General features: G+C 39.0%; 14 protein-coding genes. 9 read left to right on the forward strand and 5 right to left on the reverse strand.

Features of this window, described 5'->3' with window-relative positions:
• Positions 1-52 precede the first annotated feature (52 nt).
• From thrC to IPJ16_11885, 3 genes are all read left to right on the forward strand, one after another.
• Complete coding sequence (thrC, locus tag IPJ16_11875; protein ID MBK7627866.1) at positions 53-1,423, forward strand: threonine synthase; 1,371 nt, start codon at positions 53-55, stop codon at positions 1,421-1,423.
• 18 nt (positions 1,424-1,441) lie between these two features.
• Positions 1,442-2,059: a bifunctional phosphoserine phosphatase/homoserine phosphotransferase ThrH gene (thrH, locus tag IPJ16_11880; GenBank protein MBK7627867.1), complete on the forward strand. Its 618-nt coding sequence runs from the start codon at positions 1,442-1,444 to the stop codon at positions 2,057-2,059.
• Positions 2,060-2,184: 125 nt separating this feature from the next.
• Positions 2,185-3,684 carry a NapC/NirT family cytochrome c gene (locus IPJ16_11885; GenBank protein ID MBK7627868.1) on the forward strand — a complete coding sequence of 500 codons (1,500 nt, stop codon included), beginning with the start codon at positions 2,185-2,187 and terminating at the stop codon, positions 3,682-3,684.
• On the opposite strand, the gene IPJ16_11890 is transcribed toward IPJ16_11885, so the two are convergent.
• The 3 genes from IPJ16_11890 to IPJ16_11900 form a co-directional block, all read right to left on the reverse strand.
• Positions 3,685-4,530, reverse strand: coding sequence for a hypothetical protein (locus IPJ16_11890; protein ID MBK7627869.1), 846 nt, complete (start codon positions 4,528-4,530; stop codon positions 3,685-3,687).
• Position 4,531: 1 nt separating this feature from the next.
• On the reverse strand, positions 4,532-5,224 hold the full coding sequence (locus IPJ16_11895) for an MBL fold metallo-hydrolase (protein MBK7627870.1): 693 nt from the start codon (positions 5,222-5,224) through the stop codon (positions 4,532-4,534).
• Positions 5,225-5,335: 111 nt separating this feature from the next.
• Complete coding sequence (locus IPJ16_11900; GenBank protein MBK7627871.1) at positions 5,336-8,695, reverse strand: SpoIIE family protein phosphatase; 3,360 nt, start codon at positions 8,693-8,695, stop codon at positions 5,336-5,338.
• A 181-nt stretch (positions 8,696-8,876) separates the two neighbouring features.
• Between IPJ16_11900 and IPJ16_11905 the strand changes: the two genes are divergently transcribed.
• Positions 8,877-12,620, forward strand: coding sequence for a T9SS type A sorting domain-containing protein (locus IPJ16_11905; GenBank protein MBK7627872.1), 3,744 nt, complete (start codon positions 8,877-8,879; stop codon positions 12,618-12,620).
• 111 nt (positions 12,621-12,731) lie between these two features.
• Positions 12,732-13,205, forward strand: a complete 474-nt coding sequence (locus IPJ16_11910; GenBank protein ID MBK7627873.1) for a hydrolase — start codon at positions 12,732-12,734, stop codon at positions 13,203-13,205.
• 131 nt (positions 13,206-13,336) lie between these two features.
• On the opposite strand, the gene IPJ16_11915 is transcribed toward IPJ16_11910, so the two are convergent.
• Positions 13,337-14,824, reverse strand: coding sequence for a Gfo/Idh/MocA family oxidoreductase (locus tag IPJ16_11915; protein ID MBK7627874.1), 1,488 nt, complete (start codon positions 14,822-14,824; stop codon positions 13,337-13,339).
• A 96-nt stretch (positions 14,825-14,920) separates the two neighbouring features.
• Positions 14,921-15,709 (reverse strand): DUF1080 domain-containing protein, encoded by a 789-nt coding sequence (locus tag IPJ16_11920; protein ID MBK7627875.1) that lies wholly within the window; start codon positions 15,707-15,709, stop codon positions 14,921-14,923.
• Between the two features lie 490 nt (positions 15,710-16,199).
• Here IPJ16_11920 and IPJ16_11925 point away from each other — a divergent pair, with 490 nt between their 5' ends.
• The 4 genes from IPJ16_11925 (at position 16,200) to IPJ16_11940 (ending at position 25,026) form a co-directional block, all read left to right on the forward strand.
• A complete protein-coding gene (locus IPJ16_11925) occupies positions 16,200-19,208 on the forward strand; it encodes a SusC/RagA family TonB-linked outer membrane protein (GenBank protein ID MBK7627876.1) in 3,009 nt (1,002 codons plus the stop codon).
• A gap of 43 nt (positions 19,209-19,251) precedes the next feature.
• Complete coding sequence (locus IPJ16_11930) at positions 19,252-20,946, forward strand: RagB/SusD family nutrient uptake outer membrane protein (GenBank protein MBK7627877.1); 1,695 nt, start codon at positions 19,252-19,254, stop codon at positions 20,944-20,946.
• Between the two features lie 119 nt (positions 20,947-21,065).
• Entirely contained in the window at positions 21,066-24,395 is a 3,330-nt protein-coding gene (locus IPJ16_11935) for a VCBS repeat-containing protein (GenBank protein ID MBK7627878.1), read from the forward strand.
• 10 nt (positions 24,396-24,405) lie between these two features.
• Positions 24,406-25,026 (forward strand): hypothetical protein, encoded by a 621-nt coding sequence (locus IPJ16_11940; GenBank protein ID MBK7627879.1) that lies wholly within the window; start codon positions 24,406-24,408, stop codon positions 25,024-25,026.
• The last annotated feature ends 1 nt before the right edge of the window (position 25,027 follow it).

The raw sequence follows: 25,027 nt of genomic DNA on the forward strand, positions 1-25,027 counted from the left end.
AAGTAAAGCGTAAAGTGTAAACTATAAAGGAAAATGATTGTATTATTGACTGATGAACAAAACTCCTATTAGATACTACTCAACAAATCTGAAGGCACCAGAGGTAAGCTTCGGTGAGGCTTTGCTGAAGGGGCTTGCTCCGGACGGAGGTTTGTATATGCCTGTATCATTTCCGGTAATAGCATCAGAAGAGCTGGCCTCGTACTCAGGCAGGGAATATTATGAAATTGCATTTTCATTTCTCTCCAAATTCCTTGGCACTGAAATACCGGCTGACGAATTATTAAAATTATGCAAAGATGCTTATAACTTCGACATTCCTCTTGAGAAAGTAACTGACCGCAAGTATATTATGAGACTCGATCAGGGACCCACTGCTTCTTTTAAGGACTTCGCAGCAAGAATGATGAGCCGGTTAATGCAATACTATCTGTCGATAAACAATAAGTATCTTACTATTTTAACTGCAACATCCGGAGACACAGGAAGCGCAGTTGCCAGCGCATTTTACGGTTTGAAAAATATAAATGTAATTATACTGTTTCCGGCTGAAGAAATAACACCGATGCAGAGGAAACAAATGACTACCCTTCAAAAGAATATCAAAGTTCTTTCTGTTGATGGCAAGTTTGATAATTGTCAGGATCTGGTAAAAAAAGCATTCCGTGATCCCTCACTCTCACATCTGCCTCTCTCCTCAGCAAATTCAATTAATATTGGCAGATTATTACCGCAGGCTGTGTTCTATATATATGCATGGTCGAGGCTTAACTCGGGAAAAAGCGAAAAGGCAGTTTTCAGCGTTCCGTCAGGTAATTTCGGAAACCTTATGGGCGGACTGATTGCATTCAGAACAGGGCTTCCGATAAAGAAGTTTATTGTCACAACCAATGAAAACAATGAGGTTTCGGAATTCATAAAAACAGGCATTTATAACAAGATCAGTCCTTCAAAGAACTGTATTTCAAGTGCAATGAATGTTGGGCATCCAAGTAACCTTGCCAGAATTATTGCCCTCTATGGTGGTATCATGGATGAAAATGGCAATATTATCAGAGAACCGGATATCAGGAAAATGAGGGAGCATCTTCATGGAATTAGTTTTTCTGATAATGATACCAGGGAAGCGATTGCTGATATATACCGAAAATACAATATTATCCTCGAGCCACATGGTGCACTTGCATGGCTGGGGATTAAAGATTACTCGGAATCAGTAAAAAACAATAAATCGGGGCAACAGCTTTATATTTCACTTGAAACTGCTCATCCTGCTAAATTCCCCGAAGAAATCATTCCTTTGATTAACTTCAATCCTCCTCTTCCACAGTCGCTTGCAGGGCTGACAGATAAAGAAGAGAAATTATTCACTATAGGTAATGATTATAATTTACTGAAAGAATTTATTCTCAAAGACAATTAATGGCCGTATCTTTATAAAATGTATATAATTTGTTCTGATCTTGAAGGGGTATTCGTACCTGAAATCTGGGTAAATGTATCAGATAAAACTGGGATTGAGGAATTAAAGCTGACCACCCGTGATATCAGCGATTACGATATTCTGATGAGAGGACGCTTAGAAATACTCAAAGAACACAATCTTACCCTTAAGGATATTCAGGATGTAATTTCCAGGCTGAAACCACTTCCCGGAGCACTGGAATTTGTCAATTGGTTAAGATCAAAGGCGCAACTGATTATTGTTTCAGATACTTTTATTGAGTTTGCTGATCCGCTCCTGGAACAACTTGGCAGGCCAACACTTCTCTGCCACCATCTTTCCACCGACAGTTCGGGAAATATTATCAGCTATAACCTCAGACAGAAGGATGCTAAAAAGAAGGTAGCAGAAGCTCTTCAGGGACTGAAATACAAGGTTATTGCTATAGGTGATTCATATAACGACATTTCTATGTTAAGAAAAGCTGATGTCGGAATCCTATTTAATCCGCCACAAAATGTTGTTGATGAACATGGAGATCTCATTGTAATTCGTTCGTACGAAGAGCTTAAACAGACTATTTCACTGCTTATTGATGCAGAGAGCCAGGAGTAATTTGCAATCTGATTCTTTACTGTTAACAAATTAACAGTTCAATAACCAATAAATATCACTAATTGAAATATGAGTTCATTAATTTTCTATTTTTACGTTATTCACTCACCTAAATACCGGCAAAAATGAAACTACCTCCATCCTCCAAGAACTGGCTGACCTTTATAGGAGCAATAATTGCCGGAATAAACCTGGCACTTATTATCCTGTTATTCATTATTTCTTCAATTTTTGATAAGGGAAGCACTAATCTTGGGCTGTTCATATATATAATCCTCCCCGGATTTCTCATAATGGGACTGCTTTTGATACCAATCGGAATGATCCGCGAAAGGAGAAGAACCAGCAGGAAAGGATTTGTTTCAACAGGTAATCTTCCTAGAATAGATTTAAATGATCCCCGACACAGAAATGCTTTTATCATTTTCACGGTAACAACAATAATTGTGCTCTTTCTTTCAACAATGGGAAGCTTTGAAGCATATCACATTACTGAATCTGTAGAGTTTTGCGGAACACTATGCCATGAAGTAATGGAGCCGGAGCACGTTGCTTATCAGAACTCACCTCATGCCAACGTGCTCTGTGTTGAATGTCATGTTGGTTCAGGTGCTTCATGGTATGTAAAATCCAAACTTTCCGGAATGCATCAGATATATGCTGTACTGACCAATTCATTTCCCCGCCCTATAGAAACTCCCCTGCATGACCTGCGTCCTGCAAGAGAAACCTGCGAGAAATGTCACTGGCCTCAAAAATTTTATGCACGCTCCCTGTGGACCAACAAATATTTTCTGACTGATTCTCTTAATACAGAATGGGATGTGATACTTCAGATGAAAACAGGACCGGAATACAGCGGACTAGGGTTAAAAGAGGGTATTCACTGGCATATTAATCCAAACGTCAATATTGACTATATCTCCGATGATGATAAAAGAGAGGTTATCTCATATGTAAAATATACAAACAAAGCGAATGGTGAAGTAACGGTTTACAGAAATGAGGAATATCCTGTTACCGATAGTACTATAAATGCTGCAACACCAAGAACGATGGACTGTATCGATTGCCACAACCGGCCATCACATAATTATAATTCACCAAACGTATACTTTGATAAAGCCATGCTTACAGGTGCTGTATCCAGCAGCATCCCGTTCTTTAAGAAGGTAGTGATGGGGATTTTAAGCGGGACATTTAATACAAAAGACTCTGCAATGCTTATGATTGAACAGGGAATTACCGACTACTACAAAACTGAATATGCTGATTATTATGAAAGTAACAAAGAACTTATAATTAGTTCAATAAAATCTGTTCAGGAAGGATACTCAAAGAATACTTTTCCTGAAATGAAGGTATCTTATAACTTTTATCCTGAACATATCGGACACCTTGAAACCAATGGCTGCTTCAGATGTCATAATAATACTTTTAAATCTGAATCAGGCCGTGTTATTTCCAAAGACTGTAATCTGTGTCATACAATAGTTGGCCAGGGTAGTCCTGGAAAAATGGAATATTCAAGCATAAGGGAGAATCTTGAATTCAAACATCCGGTTGATATCGGAACATCATGGCAGGAAGCTAATTGCTCCGAATGCCATCTGTATCCATATTAATCATTTAAAAATTTCAGAAGTATACCTGTCAGCTACTTCACTCTGATCTTTTGAAAGACCTGATATAATAATTATCTGATTATCTCTCCATGACAGAAATATAGTACCGTTATAGCCGTCGGTAAACATATACTTTCCGCTCCCTGCTCCTACTTCATCGAGTCCTGCTGATTTAAGATATGCATCAACAGATAAGATTGCCTCTTCAGGTGAATCCTTCTCCAAAATAAATATTGAAAACATATCGCTTCCAATCTCGTAAGTGGCTTTATATGCTTTGTTTAAGAATTTATGCCCCAGAACACTCTCATTAATATATGTTTCCTCATTAATCATTTTTCCGGTTTCGGGGAACTGGGAGAGAACAGCAGGCATTTTAGAATCGCCTGAAAGCATATTGGAAACCTTAAGTGCCAGGGATTCAGCCGACAAAAGGGTTTTCTCGTTTTTTGAATAGGTTCTGATTTTTACATAGTATTCACCCTTGAAGAAATTAATAGATCCGTCAGCAACATAGCCCTGGGCTCCAATATTTTTGAAATTAAATGAAGGTGACCGTTCAGTTGAATATATTCCAAAGGCAAGGGTATTACTGCTATGCCGGTAAATCTCGAGTTTGATAACATTCTTACCCTTCTTATATTCTGCTACATGCAAATCAACAAATCCGTACGCAAGGTAATTATCTGCGGCACCATTAATAAAATCCCAAAGATTTTCAGGTTTAAACACCGGGTAGTTTAAACTTTTCCTGTACCCTGAAAGTTCAGGCATGGTAAAATCCTGTGCGACAGCTGTTCCTGAAAATATAATCAGCAACAATCCAATAGTAATATTTTTTCTCATTTTACTGTAAGTTCCTGATTCTTATTTCAATGCCTGTATCTTTTAACAAACTCAGGAGCAAATCTGTTTTTGTCTCACCAAAATGATATGGATACAGAATTTTTGGTCTGAAAGCACGGGCTGCGTCAGCAACCATCTCAGGTGTCATTGTATATGGCAGATTCATTGGAAGAAATGCTACCTCAATGTTCTTAAGGGCTTTCATTTCAGGTATATTTTCAGTGTCGCCGGCAACATAAATTCTTTTTCCGCCAATTGTCAGGATATAGCCTAATCCTGCTCCTTTTGGATGGAAAGGCTGCCCGGGTGAACGTTCATTAACAATATTATAAGCAGGTACTGCTTCGAAGACAATATTGTTGAATTCCTGTCTGTCTCCGCTCTTCATAACCATTGCCCATGGAATTTTAGAAGATGAGTTGCCATTCAATAAAACAAGAGTTCCGGGTTTCCTGAGGGTATCGATAAGATTTACATCAAGATGGTCTCCATGCTCATGTGTTACAAGTATAATATCGGCTTTTGGGAAGAAATCATAATTTCCAGCGCTGCGCACGGGGTCGATGTAAATGATATAACCATTTATTTTAAACATCAGAGATCCATGCCCGATAAAATGCATTTCAACAATACCTGCCGATGTATTTAGTTTATCATATGCAGGAGGCTCCTGAGAAAACCCTGAAATGGTCATAACTGCAATTATTAATGTTAAGAATATCTTTTTTATTCCGGGAGTATGTGTGTCTATCATATATTATTAATATTTATTTAAAACAATCAGATTGTATTATGTTCTCATAGTTCAGTCTATTCTTATACCCATTACAAGGATATCATCAATCTGTGGTGAGAGTCCCCTCCATTCAAGAAGATTCTTTTCAAGCAGATCTCTTTGTTCTGTCATGGAATAATCCTGAATTCCGAGAATAAACTTCTTAAAGTTCTTCTTCATGAATTTTCTTCCGTTAGGTCCGCCAAACTGGTCAATATAGCCATCTGAAAACAAGTAATATGATACTCCCTTTTCCAGCGGATCTTCATGGAAGACGAATTCTTCATTCATTTTTGATGAGATCCCTATTGGCATCTTGCTTGCTCTTATTGTTTCAAGTATATACTTACCATCTGACATTGAGCCATCTGCATCATCTGAGGTGTCAGTCTGCCTCATATTAGACTCCTCTTCAGTAAGTCTTCTTACTTTGAAACACGGATTATAGGCACCTGAATACTCTACTTTTTTAGCATTAAAGTCAATTACAAGAAGTGCCAGATCCATCCCGTCCTTTGCTTCATCATCACTTCCAACCTGTTTTAATGATTCAGTAACATGAAGCCGTAACTCCCTCAGAATGGTATTAGCACTTAAAGTGATCTCCCTGTCAATTATTTCATCAAGAAATGACATTCCGAGCAAACTCATAAATGCTCCGGGTACGCCATGGCCAGTACAGTCAGCTGCAACAATATAAAGACGTTCGCCCCTTTTAGTCATCCAGTAGAAATCGCCACTCACTATATCTCTTGGTCTGAACAGAACAAAATAGTTTTTAATATTCTCTGAAAGTATTGCTTCCGATGGCAGCAAGGCCATCTGAATCCTGCTTGCATAATGTATGCTTGATTCAAGTTCTTCTTTCTGCTTAACAACTACAGCAGTCCTTTCAGCCACTATACCTTCAAGTCTTATGTTTTCATTTTTAAGCTTTCGTGTATATGCTTTAATTAATGCCACGATAAGAAGAAATGCTATAAGCGCAAAGCCTACATAGGCTAGTAAAGTGGCATACCAGGGTTTAAGTATAATAAAATCATAGCTAAGTTCACTGCTGCCTGTAAGGCCGGTAAGTGTTTTTGTCCTGACTTTAAATGAATATTTACCGAAAGGAAGATTAGTATACTCTTTTTTGGAATACTGGGCGGCCATAGTATTCCCGTAAGAGATTCCCTCCCATTTTGACCAATCATTATCAAAACCTTCAAGCTTATAGCTATATTCTATCAGCAGCTCTTCAGTGAAATTTGGAGTTGTCCATTCAAACCTGAGTTCATTCATATCATACCCAAATTCAGGCACTTCAGTAACAGAGCCTGAGATTACCGGGATTCTCCTGTTTTTATTATCTGTCTTATAGAATGTACCTTCCATTACCACAGAATCAGTTCCGGCGGTTATTCTGACAAAAGATGTTTTTACCCTGGTGGTATCTTCAAGTAGTTTTGACTTGTCTGCAACGAAGAGGGATTTCGATTTAAGCATATATATTTTGCTATCGATATCCATTATATCAAGCATCGTAATATTGGGAAGCAACTTCAGGACTCCGGAATAACTTTCAACAGCATTATTGTTTTTTCTGAAGAGCAATTCGGTTACGCCATTATCAATTCCGCTATACCATAGATCCTGATCAGAGTCGATGTAGAGATTTGAGACATTCCTGCCTTGTGAGTACCCCCCTGTAAGAGCATTGTCGCTGACAAACCTATCGGAATTTTTGTCATAACGCAGTATTCCAGCTGAAGTGGTTACATACAGTTCACCCATAATGGTATTAATTGAACTGATATCTGAATCCGGGATTCCTTTATCAGGGCCATATTCAGTCAGAAGGGTATCATTTGTCAGAAAAGTAGCAGAAAAAAGTGAATTCGGGTCGTCAGTAAAAAACCAGAGTCCTCCCTCCTTTTTTTCTATCATGCCCGATATAACACCTGAAATTTTCTTCAGAGAGCTTATGTAAGACCATTTCGAACCACTATACTTAAGTACAACGATTCCTCCGTTCATAAGACCAACATATACAACTGAAGGATCTGAATCGGATTGAAGAAATCTGCTCGCATTATATTTAAGTATTTTATGTGGAAGATTCAGACAATTCTGTTCAACTCTGGTGACAAAATCATTTCTCGATATTTGAAGGATACCATTCAACGAACCAGCAAGCAGAAAATCACCGGAAGCAGATCTGATATAATCAAGTGGAAAAACCTGCGTATTTGTTCCCGATACCTCTCCGAATACAATTTCATTTTCACTATTCAGCTTGCTTTTCAGAATTCCGGCATCTGTAGCCAGGTAAATACTTCCGTTAAACTCTGTTACGTGATTCAACCCCGAACTAACTCCCTGTTTCTCACCGAAATGAGTCAATGGAATATTCAAATATGCTTTACTTATAATTCCCTGAGTGGAGATCCATAATTCAGAATTCCTCTGAGGATCGCAATGCATTGCAATAATAGTATTGTCGCCAAGATCAGAATTCTCCTTTTTAATCTGCTGGACAAGAGCTCCTGTTTTGTTAAAAATAAGTATACCCTCCTGATTTGTTGTTCCTATGGCAAATAAATCATTTGCCAGAATAGAACCGGCATAAATACTAACTTCTTTAAGTTTTCCGTTAAGCTTACCATCGATGAAACTGTTATTTATTTCACCTGTAGTATAATCATATAGAAAAAGCCCGTCATAGAAAGTTCCAATTAGAATTTTGGTTTTATCAAATGGTAACAATACAGTGCAAGCCATCTTTTTAAAGAAATAACCTCCCGGCAACGGAGAGATTGTATTGTCTTTCAGTTCAAAGAGGCCCGACAGGTTGTCAGCAAGAATCAGTCTGTCATTAATTTTAACAAGCCTTATTGCATCAATAAGCTTATATTCCTTAAGACTTATTTTAACAAGTGAATCATTATTAATATCATAGATATAAATCATCTTTGGTCCCTGAAAATAGACTTTGTTATCAGATATAATAGTTGAGTAGATATATCTTATCTCAGGAGTTGAATCCACACGTGCTGCAAGTGAGATATATTCAGTTCTTCCTTTCATGTCAGGCTGCAGATAGCCAAATTCAAAAGCAGCTCCTACATATACCACACCTCTGGAGTCAGATGTAAGTGAGAATATCCTGGGATTATTACCAATCATAATCTGTGACCATTGAGTACCATCGTACTTAATCACTCCGCGATCCTGATTACCGAAATATACATTCCCAAAAGGATCCTGTTCAATGCACCAGTTCTGTTCTGAACCACTTGTCATCTGGGTACTGTAATTTCTTATAATAGGAACCCCATATTTATTAACCTGTCCCGATAAACTAATAAATAAACTCTGAAGAATAAATACTATTACAATCCTATTCATATAAGGTAAGATTCGTTAACGTTACGAAATCCACTATAAAAATACGAATTTTATGTTTTAATCAAATTTATTAAGGATACAATCGTTCTTTCTTTAATTTTTGGTAAATTGCAATCAGAATTTAGGTTATTGTGTTAATTAATTAACATTGATGCGTTTAGGGAGAAATAAACAGACTACTTTGTTAGCAGTTTTTCTGCTTTTATCAGCATCAGCCGGCGGACAGGCAGAAAGAAGTGTCAAATACCAGTTAAATGGCAATTTGCAGGAGAATAATGTCCGCTTCTTAAACAATTCTGTCATTATTAACTACTCAGCACCGGAAATCAATATTGAAAATATTAGCAATGAAGCCGGTACTTTTTATCGTGTTGCTATTCCCGGGCATATGCCAACAGTAAAACCTGGGAGACCTGAGCTACCGGTTTACAGTAAGCTCATTACCATACCCGATGGAACTGATTACTTCATCAAGATTTCCGAAGTAAGATCAACCAGAATAAAACCTTCAGGAAAAAAAATCAGCGGACTTCTTTATCCTGCTCAGGAGAGCGAGGCTAAAACTTCCCCGGGAAATCAAAAACGATTTGTTTTTGATAAGTCTGCATATGAGACAAAAGGAATAATTGCCTCGGACACAGTAAGTATTGAGAAGATAGGCACAGTCAGGAACAGGAATCTGGCAAACCTTATTATATCTCCTGTCAGATATAACCCTAAATCAAATGTACTTGAGGTAATTACTTCAATGAAGATTGAGATCCTTTTTACATTATCAGAGGTGTCCTTCTCGAAATCAATGATATCTGAATCATCTTCCTCAGTTGAATCCCTTTCTGAAAGTGTTATGGCTGCAGATCCTGGAGAAGTTGTTCCCGGATTCACTGATAAGCCTGTAAAAATGATAATCTTAACCGATACTGCTTTTAAGAAACATATTAAGCCGTTTGTTGAATGGAAGACTCAGAAAGGATTCAGGGTACAGGTATTATACAAAGGGACCGGACTGGCAGGAAATACTTATACCCAACTGAGAGATACGCTTACTAAAATATATAATGCAGCAACAGAATCTGATCCGGCTGCTGACTATCTTCTGATTATCGGTGATATAAACAGAATACCATATTACGGCACCGGACAAATTACTGACATGTATTATGCCGAGTATGACGGGAATGGCGATTACATACCTGAGATGCATGTCGGAAGACTTCCTGTTGCCGACACAACCGAGTTGAAATCAATACTTGGCAAAATAATTCAGTATGAGAAATTTCAGTTTGTACCAACAAATAAGTTTTACTATGGTGCAATTGCTGCTGCCGGCTCAGATGCCGGATATGCAACATATATGAATGGCCAGCTTAAATATCTTGTAACAAATTATCTGGCTGCGCAGACAAGTATAAAAGAGAGTCACTTTTATTATCCATCAGCACTTGATACCGAAAAAGATTCAATTATCAAGCTTATCAATAAAGGCACCTCCTTTATAAACTATACTGGTCATGGCGTTGAGAATGAATGGCTTCATCTGAAGTTCAAAGTTGCAGACACAGCCCTGCTAAAGAACAAAGATATGTACCCGCTTATAATTAGCAATGCTTGCAGAACCGGTGCATTTGGCACAAAATACTCACTCGGCAACAGGATGGTTCTGTCGGAAAATAAGGGAGCGATAGGCTTCATAGGATGCTCCAACGATTCATACTGGGATGAGGACTATTACTGGTCGGTAGGCACCATTGGTACCATCTCGGCCGATCCCACCTATGCAGGTACCGGATTAGGTGCTTTTGACCGGTTGTTCCATACACATTCTGAATCTCCTTCAAACTGGTATTACACTCTGGGTCAAATCAATTATGCAGGAAACCTTTCTGTTAGTGCGAGCACCTCTGCGAGGAAAAAGTACTACTGGGAGACCTACAACGTTATTGGCGATCCAAGTCTGATTCCAATTATTGGTCAGCCAAAATCGTTTACATTTACAATTCCTGATACGCTGCCAAACGGAATCAAATCAATGACTTTTAATATAGAGCCGTTTGCATATATTGCTGTTTCACGTGCAGGCGTATTATGGGATGCCTCTTATGCAAGCGCATCCGGTTCTGCTGTCCTGGAAATGCCCGGACTATCAAATGATTCATGTCTGATTGTGGTGACGGGTCAGAACAGGTATCCCATTATCAAGACAGTACGCTTTTCAACAGTAAATAAGGAGTTTTTGAATTTAACATCAACCAGCATTAATGACGTTCTTGGAAATAATAATCTCAGGGCAGATTATTCTGAGACCTTTTACCTGAAACTTACTGTCGGCAACCTTGGACTTACAGATGCAACCGGAGTATATGCAAAAATATCATCTGCATCAGAATGGCTAACAATCAATACCGATTCAGCATACATAGGCACCCTGCTGGCGAATTCGCAGATAGTTCTGTCCGACAAACTGAAGATAACGGTTAAGGGAAATGTTCCTGATTTATCGGCTGCCACAATTCGGATTATGCTGAAGGACAATAAAACGGAAAAACAGTATTCAACTGAAATATCGATACATTCGCCTGACCTCCAGATTATCAGTTGTATAATGGATGACAAAACTATCGGCGACGGAGATTACATTGCTGATCCTGGTGAAACTTTCAATCTTATCTTCAGAGTAAAAAATCAGGGTTCAAGCGATATTTCAGGGCAGTTCAGTATTTCAAGCCTAATGAGTGAGATAACAATACTTGAGCCAAGCAAGAATTCTGGAGTTCTGAAGTATGGACAAATTACTGATATTCCTGTACTTGTAAAATTAGCAGAAACAGTTCCTTCGGGATATAATGTTTCAGTTAATTCGACACTGGATTGTACTCCGTTCCTTATCAAAAAAGATTTTGCATTCCGTGTTGGAAGGATCAGGGAGAGTTTTGAAGCGTCATCTTTCACTATATTTCCATGGATAAATATAAGCCAGATTCCATGGACAATAAGCTCGACAAGTTCCGCAGACGGGATTATATCAGCAAAATCCGGTGCAATATCCCACAACAGCACTACATCCCTTATAATCAAAACCGTTTATACAACTGCCGATTCACTTAAGTTTTACTACAAAGTATCATCTGAAACAAATTACGATTATCTGTCATTCAGTCTGAACGATAAAGAGATCTTTAAAAGATCAGGCGAAGTTCCGTGGACAAAGAGAGTTGTTGCAGTTCCGGCAGGACTTAATAAGATGGAATGGAAGTATAAAAAGGATCAGTCAGTTTCGGGAGGGACAGATTGTGCCTATCTTGATATGATAGATTTTGCGGTAAACGGATATGTAAGTTACATCCAGAAAGATCTTCACGTTGCTAAATTATCCGAACCGGTGGAGAAAGAAAAATTCGGAATGGAGACAATAAGTGTTAAGGTCCTTAATGAAGGAAAAGATATATTAAACAGTTTTAATCTTGCCTATTCAATTAACGGCAAACAACCTGTCCTCCAAACCTTTAATAATCAGCTTATACCTAATGGTGATACTGTTACAGTTTCGTTTACAGTTCCGGCAGACATGAAGAAATATGGGATCTACAACATTTCTGTTTATGGTTACGACAACAAGGATGACTACCTTAAGAATGACACCATAAAACTGAAAATTGAAAACACAAAGCTGAATGAGACTTTAAGTGTCTTCCCTAATCCGATTGCGAATGAGTTTACCATATACATCAATTCACAGTTGGCTGAAAAACTACGGATATCCCTCACAAATGTATCTGGCAGAAAACTACATGACTTTGAAAAAAGTGTAGTTGTTGGCAAGAATACTATCTTATTCCCCGATATACACCTGGCACCTGCTGTTTACTATTTAAATATCAGAGGTGCAGTTATAAATAAGACAATCCCTGTACTAAAGATAAAATAGCGATCAAAAGATGCCGGAGATAAAACCCTCTAGAGAAACAGCTTTCGATTTATTTAAAAATACAATAAATCAGACAGTCTTTTAAAACATGCACTTTCTGTTGAAGGTGTTATGAGATATATGGCAAGAAAAGCCGGTGAAGATGAAGAGAAATGGGGAATTGTCGGACTGATACATGATCTTGACTATGAAATGTACCCTGAACAACACTGCACTATGACTGAAAAGATCCTCAGGGAGAATAACTGGCCTGAGGAATACATAAGGGCAGTGTTAAGTCACGGCTGGGGACTTGCCTCAGATGTAAAACCGGAATCATTGCTTGAAAGAACAATATATGCTGTTGATGAGCTGACAGGACTTGTTGCAACCAGTGCATTAGTGAGACCATCGAAAAGCGTGCTTGACATGGAAGCCAGATCAGTGAAGAAGAAGTGGAACGATAAGAAATTCGCTGCTGGAGTTGACCGGACAGTCATTGAAAAGGGAGCTGAGATGCTTGGAGTTAGTCTTGATGATCTGATTACAGACTGTATTATGGGAATGCGGGAAGTAGCAGGGGAAATTGGTTTAAAGGGATTATAATTTCTCGCAAAGACGCAAAGTCGCAAAGATAAAAAAACACGAAACCCTATTCTTAGCGCCTTGGCGCCTTAGCGAGAAATTAAAAAGGCCGAATCATTAGATTCAGCCTTTTCTATTATAATAAAAACTGCTTAAGCAGGCATTTCAGGTAATGACCAGCCTTTGCGATAGTTATGTTTAACCATCTGAGCAGCAAATTCTACTGCACTTACAGGCTGGGTATATACCTTCTGGAATGAAGGATGTCCGTCTGTGATCGTGAATTTGTCTTCGAGGACAATTCTAATCTTTTCGTCAGCTGTAATGTTGGTAAACTTCATATTTACACCATCCCATTCAAGTTCCTTGTTAAGACTCTGCAGTCTTACAGCGAGAACGCCCATAACAACCATTTCGTTGAATGGTCCGGCTTCTGAGAAGTTAGATTTGGTTTCTACCCTGCTCTCCGGAGACTCTTTGCAAGCGCGTACCCAGTCCATTTCATGTTTTGAACCTTCAACTCTGCGCTCTGTTTTTGGAACCTCAGGCTTACGGCCTGATAATAACCAAGGATTTACACCGTAGCAACCGCAAACGAGTGTATCTTTTGTTCCGTGGAAGAGAACACCACCACCCTGGTCGTTCATGTTTTTACCAGCTGGCCATCCGGCTGGTTTTGCCGGCTGAAGACCGCCATCGTACCAGATAACTTCAACCTGTGGTAATTTAACTTTTGCATTCTTTGGAGTAACTCTTTCAGGATATACAAGTTTCACCATCTGTGCAGTTGGAGCGCAATCAGAAAGGAGTAATGTTGAACTTCCCTGAGCTTTGATAGGATATTGCAATTTGAGACCTTTGAAGATCGGATGCATAATGTGGCAAGCCATATCTCCAAGTGCACCTGTACCAAAGTCCCACCAGCCTCTCCAGTTCCATGGAGTATAGGCGGCATTGTATGGACGCATTGGAGCTGGTCCTATGAAAAGATCCCAGTTAAGTGTATCAGGAACCCATTCACCTTTAGGAACATTGAGTCCCTGTGGCCATATCGGACGGTCAGTAAAAGCTTCAACTTTTCTTACCTCGCCAATTTCACCATTCTGTATCCATTCAGTTGTAAGGTTCACACCTTCACCTGATGAACCCTGATTACCCATCTGTGTTGCAACTTTATGTTTTGCAGCAAGTTTGGTAAGTAACCTTGACTCATATACTGAGTGAGTTAATGGTTTCTGAACATAAACATGTTTTCCCATAGTCATTGCTGTGGCGGCAACGATAGCATGAGTATGGTCAGCTGTTGCAACTATAACTGCATCAATTGATTTTCCCATTTCATCATACATCTTTCGCCAGTCCCAGTAAGCTTTAGCTTCAGGATTTGCATCAAAAACCGGTTTTGAATAACCCCAGTCAACATCGCAGAGAGCAACAATATTCTCTGTTGGTTTAACTGCTTTCAGGTTTGAATTACCCATACCTCCGATACCAACAACAGCAATATTAAGCTTGTCACTGGGAGCCCTGTGGCCAAGGCCACTGACTGCAGAGCTTGGGATTATAGTCAGACCTGCGGCAACAGCACCGGTTGTTCCTATGAAGGACCGGCGTGTAATGTGTTTTGAATTTTCTTTCATTGTCAGGTAGATTAAAGTTTTTTTTGATCTATAAAATTAATAATTATATAATAAGTATGAACTTATAACAACATATTTTAAAACATACAGCATTAACTACAGCTCCCTGATCCAGATATTCCTGTAAGCTACGGGATTACCATGATCCTGAAGAGCTACACTGCCCGGACCATGTTTCTTAATAAAGTATTCAGGTATACCTATATATTCAGTTGGTCCTCTCAATACCACATTATTCTGTACCAGGACCCCATTATGAAGTACTGTAACCCTTGGTGGTACAACATAGACTGTAGAATCATTCCCAAAAATCGGAGCAGTATAAATTATATCATATGTCTGCCATTCACCAGGCTTCTTACATGCATTTACCAGAGGAGGATACTGCTTATATAAACTGGCAGCCTGTCCGTTACGATAAGTTCTGTTATTGTAGCTGTCGAGTACCTGTACTTCATAGAGTTCCTGCAGAAAGACCCCGCTGTTACCCCTGCCCTGGCTCTCACCGGAAACATCAGATGGAGTTTTCCACTCAATATGCAACTGGAAATTTGAGAATGTTCTTTTTGATTTAATATAACCGGCTCCTCTTACACTTATAAGTTCACCGTCTTTAACGATCCATTTTGAAGGGTTTCCCTTCATGTCGGACCATTCTGAGCTAACATCGGTACCATTAAATAATACTATTGCATCAGAAGGAGCATCTGAATTTGTGGTTCCCGGCTGAATTATTTTCACTTCGGGCTCCCATATTTCAGTCATTCCCGGTTTCATCTGTTCAGGTACAGGATACTTTTTTTCAGTCGTTGCAGTCTGCTGAGCCTGTCCAAAACTTATTAAGCAAATAAAAGCTAATAAGCTGGTAAACATTAGTTTTTTCATTGTTGATTTTTTAAGATTAGTTAGTTACGTTATTCGAGTAATTTTTAATTTGAAGGTTGATGTTATCGCAAATATAGCTTACCGTTTTTTAAAAACCTAATGAGATCTGATGCCATTTTTTATAATAGGAATATATGAGTATTAGGGATATCATTCCTGCTTAGGCCCGAAGATCCCTCATTCCTCCAAACCTCCGCAAGCTCCGGTTTTTCGGAATTCGGGATGACAAACGAATCTTGGTATGTGGAGGGGATCTTATGAAGAGAGCAGGAACTAATTAACCAAAAACCGATTGTTAAAAAAAAGTTAAATTTAATTCGATTTTAATTCGGTTTTAATTTTGTTTTTAGATATAATCATATTAGTTTTGATAGTTGAATGATTAAATGGTGAAATTTTTTAGAATACCGGAATGATCTGCAAGTCGTCTTTTATCAGAATCTATTACTTTTCAATATTAAATATTTATACACCCTAATTAACTAACTTAATGAATCCAACTATGGGAACCTTGAGAAATTCTGTTTTTCTATGGAGGAGAAGTTTTCTTACTCTTTTCCTGTTTTGCTTTACAATTGGTTTGGCCACTGCTCAGCAAATTACTATTAAAGGTAATGTTTCTTCAGCATCTGAAGGAGCACTTCCTGGTGTAAATATCGTTGTCCAGGGAACATTAACCGGAGTAATGAGTGACGGATCTGGAAATTACAGCATTGTAGTGCCGGGTCCTGATGCAATTCTTGTTTTCACTTCAATCGGCTACACACCTAAGTCAGTAACTGTTGGAACCCAGACAACTATTAATGTTGAATTGGAATCTGCAGTAAGTGCTTTAGGAGAAGTTGTAGTTGTAGGTTATGGAACTCAGAAGAAGAGAGAAGTAACCAGCTCTATAGTAAGTGTTAAATCAGATGAGTTCAACAAAGGAAATGTCAGCAGTCCTGTTCAGCTGATCCAGGGTAAAGTGTCCGGATTATCCATAACAAAGCCCGGAGGTAACCCTAATGAAGGGTACAACATCCGGCTCAGAGGATTAAGCACAATCGGAGCTAATACAGGTCCCCTTGTTGTTATTGACGGTGTTATCGGAGGTTCTCTTGATAACGTTGACCCTAATGACATTGAATCAATTAACGTTCTGAAGGATGGTTCAGCTGCAGCTATCTATGGTACAAGAGGTTCCAGCGGTGTTATACTTGTTGAAACCAAACAGGGTAAAAAAGGAACAACAGTTATTGATTATAATGCCTATGTAACTGCTGAAATGGTTGCAAAATTTCAACCTGTGATGACCGCTGCTGAGTGGAGAGCACTTTCTGCCGAGACAGGTCTTGGAACCGATTTCGGAGCAAGCACAGACTGGTTCGATGAAACTACAAATACTGCCATCTCACAGGTACACAATTTAGCAATGTCAGGAGGAACCGGAAATTCTACTTACAGGGCTTCTGTTAACTATCGCGATGCTCAGGGTGTAATGATAAATACAGGTTACTCTCAGATTAACGGCAGGATAAATATTACACAAAAAGCTCTTAATGACAAATTTACACTTGATGTTAATCTTGGCGCAACAGAAAAAGATGCTGAGTTTGGATTTTCAGATGCTTTCAGATATGCAACTATATACAATCCGACTGCACCTGTCAGAAGTACAGATCCCGCTTTTACACAATATGACGGATATTTCCAACAGGTTCTTTATGATTATTACAATCCTGTTCAGATACTTGAGCAGAACGTCAATAACGGGAAAGACAGGATTATGAACGTTTCTTTAAGAGGCAGCTATGAGTTGGTTAAAGGATTAACACTTGATGCTTTTTATTCACTTCAGGGCAATACCTCTTTAAGGGGTGAATACTATGATAAGAATAGCTTCTGGCAGGGAAAAGACAGAAACGGAAGGGCTGTAAGAAATATCAACAGCTCTACCAGCACACTTTTTGAAACAACCGCAAAATATAATGGTGAAATCAGTTCTTCGGTCAGTTTAAGTGCTTTAGGCGGTTATTCTTATCAGGATTTTGAATATGAAGGTTTCAGGGCCAACGGCGGGGATTTTCTTACAGATGCATTTACTTATAACAACCTCGGTGCGGCTCTCGATTTCAAGAATGGCCTAGGCGAAATAACCAGTTATAAAAACTCAAATAAGCTTATCGCATTCTTTGGTCGTGTTAACCTGAATATAAACAGCGCATGGTTTGTAACTGCAAGTGCAAGATATGAAGGTTCTTCAAGATTTGGTGCCGACAGCAGATGGGGTTTGTTCCCGGCAGTTGGTGGTGGAGTTGACCTGGCTAGTTTAATCAACGTTAGTTTTATCGACAACCTTAAAATCCGTGGTAACTATGGATTAACAGGCAACCAGCCAAGCAGCAGTTATCTTTCACTGCTTCGCTTAGGCCCAAGCGGAAACTTCTTCTATAATGGAGAGTTTGTTCCTGGTTATGCACCTGTAAGTAATGCAAATACAGATCTTAAGTGGGAAAAGAAAGGTGAAATGGACTTCGGTTTTGATTTTTCTCTTTTCAAATCCAAATTATCCGGATCATTTGACTTCTATTCAAGAACAACTACCGACTTGCTTTTCTCATATGAAGTACCTTCTCCTCCAAACCTCTATAACCAGGCAACTTTGAACCTTGGCGAAATAAAAAGTAGCGGTCTGGAATTGACACTTTCATTTAATGCAATACAGAAAAGTGATTTCAGTTATAACATTACATTCACTCCTTCCTACACCCTTTCAAATACCCTGGTTTCACTCTCGGGTACATATAATGGAGCTGAGCTGAAGTACGGAACACGTGACATGGGCGGTATGGGTGCACCTGGTCAGAGCGATGTTCCTCTTGTAAGAACTGAAGAAGGTAAACCAATTGGCCAGCTTTGGGCATTGGTTTTCAAAGAAATTGATGCTACCGGAAACCTTATCTTTGAAGATATTGACGGAAACGGAACCGTAAATACTCTTGACCGTCAGGTTGTAGGACATGCATTACCTGATTTCCAGTTTGGATTCGGTAACGTGTTTACTTATAAAAACTGGGATGCTAATGTTTTCTTCCGTGGTGTTTTCGGACACGATCTTATCAATTCATACCGCGGTTTCTACGAAGTACCAAGGATGATCGGATCATATAATCTTCCTAAGACAGCTACTGACATGAGAAATGCTTCAACCGGAGTTCTCCTGAATAACTCTTCAGGCGTTCTTTCAAGTTATCACGTTGAGAATGCTTCATTTGTTTCTCTTGATAACCTGAGTTTAGGTTATAATTTCAATCTGCCTAAAACTGCAGGATTCAGCAAAATCCGGTTATATGTTGCAGGTAACAATTTATTCTATATCACAGGTTACAAGGGTGTGGATCCAAACCCAAGATATGGAGATATTGAAAACAGCAATAATCCTCTTATACCTGGTGTAGACAGAAGAAATACATGGTTCAGGACCAGATCTACTTCATTTGGTATAAACATTATTTTTTAATCCTGATAATGAATAAGATATGAAAACGAAAGAATATAACATAATGAAAAAAACGCTAGTCCATTTAGGATTATTAATAGCTGTGCTTATCGTGACTACTTTTACACAGTCATGTACCAAGCTTGATGAAGAACTGTATGGCGAGGTTACACCTGCCAACTTCTTCAAAACACAGGAAGAGTTCATCTCCGCATTGGGAGCTGCATATACTCAATTTGCTGATTATGCTTCCGGTGACCTGATGAATGTCCAGGAATGCAGTACTGATGAGGGTGTTTATCCTACAAGAGGTCAGGACTGGGATGATGGTGGTACCCAGAGAAGGATTCATTTACATGCCTATGGAACTGAAGATGGATATGTTAATGGTGCCTGGAACTTTGGTTTTGGAGGAGTAAATACTACAAACCGTCTTATTTACCAATTCACATCGCTTGTTGAAAGCAAACAGGTTGATCAGGCTGTTGCCGATGCATATATTGCAGAACTCCAGACTGTCCGTGGTTTCTTTTACTGGCAGCTAATTGACCTCTATGGTAATGTTCCATTGGTAACTGATTTTGCAAAGGCCGACGCCGCTCCTGCTACAAAATCAAGAAAAGAAGTTTATGATTTCATTGTCGGCGACCTTGCAACTGCTGTTCCAAAACTTTCAAAATCTGTTGATGGCACCACTTACGGTCGTATGAATTATTATGCAGGACAGACACTGCTTGCAAAGTTGTATCTTAATGCAGCAGTTTATTCCGGCACAGCAGAGTGGGATAAGGTTATAACTGCATGCGACGAAGTTATTAACTCAGGTAAATACACACTAGAGAGCAACTATTTCACTAACTTCAATGTAAATAACTCAGGATCAAAAGAATTCATCTTTGCAATTCCTTACGATCAGGTATTCTTTACAGGTTTCAACCTTGCAGTTCGTACATTACATTATGGCAGTCAGGACACTTATAATCTTACTGCACAGCCATGGAATGGATTCTGCACACTTGAAGAATTCTATAATTCCTATGATGATGCTGACCTCAGAAAAGGTGATGCTGGAACACTTACCAGTCCTGCTATCAGAAGAGGTAACTTTATTGCAGGTTATCAGTATAAAGCAAGCGGCGGATTCGTTATGGACGACGGTTTTGAGAAGCCAAACCTCACCCGTACTCCTGCTCCACTCCTTGGAGACCCTGACGGAGCCAAATTGAATCTTGGTAACATTGGTTCAGGTCAGCCACAGATTAATGAATTAGGTCCACAGGCTTACAGACAGTCAGGTGTAAGAGTAGGTAAGTGGGAAATAGCTTTAGGATCACACCCTGATGCGATGAGCAATGACTATGCAGTATTCCGCTATGCAGATGTACTTCTTATGAAAGCTGAAGCTCTCTTCCGCAAAGATCCTAACTCAGCTGCAGCATTAGCACTTGTTAATCAGATCAGAACCCGTGCTGGTGTACCTGCCCTCACTTCTCTTGATGGTAAACTAAGCTACGACATGGCTGGTCCTGTTGTTGCAGGTGGTGAATTATTTAATGAGATTGGCCGTGAGATGTTCGCAGAGAACCACAGGCGTCAGGATCTGATTCGTTGGGGATTCTACAACGACGTTGCAAAATGGGCTCTCCCATTTTACAATCCTGGTGATGTTATCAAAACCGGTGCATACCTCACAATCTTCCCTATTCATAAGGATAAAATTGCAGCTAACCCGAATCTTGTACAAAATCCGGGCTACTAGTAATAATACATAAACAATATTTATTTAAGAGCAAGCAAGTACTAAATTTGCTTGCTCTTCTTTTTTATCTTGCAGTTCATTAAAAAATTAATTTGGTTTTGATATAGATTGTATTTAGAATGGCTAAAACAAGACAATTATTGAAATTTGGGTTAATATTCTGTTTATTCATTCTGCACTGGTCATGCAATCGTGATGATAATAAATCATTTAGAAAGCCATTGTTCACATTAATAAGTGATAAGCATACCAGGATTGACTTCATAAACCAACTTGAATATACCGAGGAATTTAACACCTATACGTACAGAAATTTTTACAACGGTGCCGGTGTTGGTATTGGTGACTTCAATAATGACGGCCTTCCGGATATCTACTTCTGTGGTAATCTTGCAGATAACAAGTTATACATTAACAGAGGTGATTTTGTCTTTGAAGACATTACAAATCAGGCTGGTGTGGCATGTTCAGGAGCCTGGTCAACAGGTGTGAGTATTACAGATATTAATGGTGATGGCTGGCTGGATATATTTGTCTGTAAATCAGGAGATCCCGGAAGTGCAAACAGACATAATGATTTATTTATAAATAATAAAGACCTTACTTTTTCAGAGAAGGCTGAAGAGTACGGTTTGGCAGATGCCGGATTATCAAATCATGCATCATTCTTCGATTATGACAGGGATGGAGACCTGGATTGCTATCTTCTGAACAATTCTTTTCAGTCGGTAACAGAATTTGACATTAAACCAGATCAGCGACAGATCCGCGATTCACTCGGAGCAAATAAACTCTATCGGAATGATGGTAACCACTTTGTTGATGTAAGTGAAGAAGCCGGAATTTTTGGAAGCAAGATTGGTTTTGGACTTGGAGTAAGTGTGGGTGATCTCAACAGAGACGGGTGGCCCGATATTTATATATCGAATGACTTTTTTGAACGTGACTATTTGTATATAAATAATAGAAACGGAACTTTTACTGAATCTCTTGAAGATCAGCTACGTGAAACAAGTCTTGGTGCCATGGGAGCTGATATTGCAGATATTAATAATGATGCATACCCCGATATATTCGTAACTGAGATGACTCCTGAGGGAAATTCAAGGCTTAAAACAAAGGTAATGTTCGAGGACTGGAACAGATACCAGATGAAGCTTAAAAATGGTTATTACCACCAGTTTGCAAGGAATGTATTACAGCTTAATAACGGAAACGGTTCTTTCAGTGAGATAGGAAGACAAAGTGGTGTAAGTGCCACCGACTGGAGCTGGGGAGCCCTGATTATGGATCTTGATAATGACGGATGGAATGATATTTTCGTCGCTAACGGTATTTATAAGGACTTGCTTGACCGTGATTACCTTGATATCTATTCAAACCCGTCTGTTATGAGGTCAATCATAAATACGGAGGAAAAGGCTATTCTGAAAGTCATCGATATGATTCCTTCAGTAAAGATCCCAAACTATGCATTTCACAATAATGGAAATCTCACATTCTCAAATAATGCTGAACTATGGGGTCTTGGAGATCCTTCATTCTCAAATGGTGCAGCTTACGGGGACCTTGATAATGATGGTGATCTGGACCTTATAGTAAATAATGTAAACATGCCCCCATTTGTTTACAGAAATGATTCGGATCAGAAATCTGAAACAAATTTTCTTGTAACGGAACTGATCGGTACCGGAAAAAACAGTGGCGCAACAGGTGCCTCGGTTACACTATACTACCAGGGTAAAATTAACTACAGGGAAGTTATTCCGGCAAGAGGATTCATGTCATCGGTTGATAAAAGACTTCATTTTGGTCTGGGCTCAGCAACTCTGATTGATTCATTGGTAGTTAAATGGCCAGATGGCAATTGCTCTAAACTTATAAATGTTCAGGCTAATCAGTTCCTGAAACTGGATGAAAGCAAAGCCGAAACAGGTTGTTTGCAGAAACAGGAAATTAACCAGGATAATGTCTTTCAGCAGATTGATCAAATCAGAGGTTTGGATTATGCTCATGCTGAAAATGACTTCTCAGATTTTGACCGTGACCGCCTGCTTTTTCAGATGATATCAAATGAAGGTCCTCATATTGCAGTCGGCGATGTAAATGGCGATCTCCTGGATGATTTATATTTGTGCGGGGCAAAAGATTCACCGGGAGCATTGTTTGTGCAGGATGAATCGGGAAATTTCAGAAGTACTAATACAGAACTATTTAAGGCCGACAAAATATCGGAAGATACTGATTGTGCTTTCTTTGATGCTGACGGAGACGGGGATAATGATCTGTATGTTGCCAGCGGAGGTAATGAGTTTCCGTCAAGCTCATCAGCCCTTGGTGATCGTTTATATTTAAATGACGGAAAAGGAAACTTTTCGAAATCAGACCAGATATTTCCTGATGGAAAATATGAAAGCACTTCCTGTGTGCAACCTGCTGATTTTGACAAAGATGGTGATATTGACCTTTTTGTAGGTGTTAGGCTGCTCCCCTTCAGTTACGGAGTTCCGGTAAATGGATATATTTTAGAAAATGACGGACAAGGCAATTATTCAAATATCACAGAGAAAGCAGCACCTTCATTGGTTAATATAGGTATGATAACAGATATGGTTTGGGCTGACATGGATAATGATTCTGACCTGGATATGGTAATTGTCGGAGACTGGATGCCGGTAAAAGTTTTAATAAATGACAAGAATACCTTTATAGATAAAACTGCGCAGTATGATTTATCAGAGACTCAGGGATGGTGGCACACAATAACAGCAAAGGATCTGAATAATGATGGAAATGTCGACTTTATACTGGGTAACCAGGGCTTAAATTCGTTTTTTAAAGCCTCTGTCAAAAAGCCTGTAACAATGTATGTTAATGATTTTGATCTGAACGGCAGCACAGAGCAGATTATCTGTACGTACGACGGAAACAAATCATTTCCGGCTGCAATGAAAGATGATCTTGTGAAGCAAATCTCTTCACTTGAAACAAAATATAAATCATTTAATGATTACAGAGATCAGACAATTGAAGATATCTTCCCTCCCGAAGTATTAAAAAGATCTGTTATATTAAGTGCCAGGATAATGGAGAGTTGTCTAATGGTCAATTCCGGGAAGGGAAGTCTTAAGCTTTCTCCTCTCCCGTCTGAGGCTCAGTTTACTCCTGTCTATGCCATTTCTGCAAATGATTTTGATGATGATGGATTATGTGATATCGTTTTAGGAGGGAACCTTTACAGGGCAAAACCTGAAAAAGGAATATATGATGCCGGCTATGGCCTTTTTCTGAAAGGTAAATCAAATGGATCTTTCCAAAGTACTTCAGCAAATGAATCAGGGATCTTTATCAAAGGAGAGATCCGCGACCTGAAAATTATTAATATAAATGGAATCCGGGTCCTTGTTGTTGCAAAAAATAATGATAATTTTCAGTTCTATAAATTTTGACTTAAATAGTATGAAAAAAATAGTTTTATGGCTTGTTTCTCTGATGGTTATTGGATATATAACATCCGGGTGTTCCCCAAAAGCAGAATATGAGAGAAAATTAAAACGGGAACTTGCAAGCGGAATCAGAAGTGATTCATTGTTCATGGGATTGTATCTTGGAATGCCAGACAAAGATTTCTACACTAAATGCTGGCAGCTTAACAGGAAGGGCTTAATAAAACAGGGAGGTACAAACACCACTGTTGAATATCAGATGAGAAATGAATTGAAATATCCGGCAACTATGGATTTTTATCCTTCATTTGTCAACAGCAAAATCTCCGAAATGCCTGTCCGTTTCGTTTACAGCGGATGGGCCCCCTGGAATAAAGAGCTGACATCCGAGAAGCTGCAGGCTGATGTGCTGAGTTGGTTCAAACAGGTTTATGGTAATGATTTTATGGAAGTACAGCACCCTGAGAAGGGAATGGCATATGTTAACATAAGCGGCAACAGACGCATTTCAATATTTAAAGAGGACGAATTGCATGTCTGGGCTGTTTTTACTGATATGCTTGTAAAAAAAGAACCATCAGATTCCTCAAAAGTTGTAAATAATCCGATTGATAACATAAAAGAACTTAAATAAT

Source organism: Bacteroidales bacterium (genome assembly GCA_016709865.1).
Taxonomy (GTDB): Bacteria; Bacteroidota; Bacteroidia; order Bacteroidales; family VadinHA17; genus LD21.

Bases quoted from the DNA above. Each gene is read 5' to 3' on its own strand.
- IPJ16_11915 (MBK7627874.1), bottom strand. From the start codon at position 14,824: ATGAAAGAAAATTCAAAACACATTACACGCCGGTCCTTCATAGGAACA.
- IPJ16_11930 (MBK7627877.1), top strand. From the start codon at position 19,252: ATGAAAAAAACGCTAGTCCATTTAGGATTATTAATAGCTGTGCTTATC.
- IPJ16_11885 (MBK7627868.1), top strand. From the start codon at position 2,185: ATGAAACTACCTCCATCCTCCAAGAACTGGCTGACCTTTATAGGAGCA.
- IPJ16_11890 (MBK7627869.1), bottom strand. From the start codon at position 4,530: ATGAGAAAAAATATTACTATTGGATTGTTGCTGATTATATTTTCAGGA.
- IPJ16_11935 (MBK7627878.1), top strand. From the start codon at position 21,066: ATGGCTAAAACAAGACAATTATTGAAATTTGGGTTAATATTCTGTTTA.
- IPJ16_11900 (MBK7627871.1), bottom strand. From the start codon at position 8,695: ATGAATAGGATTGTAATAGTATTTATTCTTCAGAGTTTATTTATTAGT.
- IPJ16_11910 (MBK7627873.1), top strand. From the start codon at position 12,732: ATGAGATATATGGCAAGAAAAGCCGGTGAAGATGAAGAGAAATGGGGA.
- thrC (MBK7627866.1), top strand. From the start codon at position 53: ATGAACAAAACTCCTATTAGATACTACTCAACAAATCTGAAGGCACCA.
- IPJ16_11925 (MBK7627876.1), top strand. From the start codon at position 16,200: ATGAATCCAACTATGGGAACCTTGAGAAATTCTGTTTTTCTATGGAGG.
- IPJ16_11895 (MBK7627870.1), bottom strand. From the start codon at position 5,224: ATGACCATTTCAGGGTTTTCTCAGGAGCCTCCTGCATATGATAAACTA.
- thrH (MBK7627867.1), top strand. From the start codon at position 1,442: ATGTATATAATTTGTTCTGATCTTGAAGGGGTATTCGTACCTGAAATC.
- IPJ16_11920 (MBK7627875.1), bottom strand. From the start codon at position 15,709: ATGAAAAAACTAATGTTTACCAGCTTATTAGCTTTTATTTGCTTAATA.
- IPJ16_11940 (MBK7627879.1), top strand. From the start codon at position 24,406: ATGAAAAAAATAGTTTTATGGCTTGTTTCTCTGATGGTTATTGGATAT.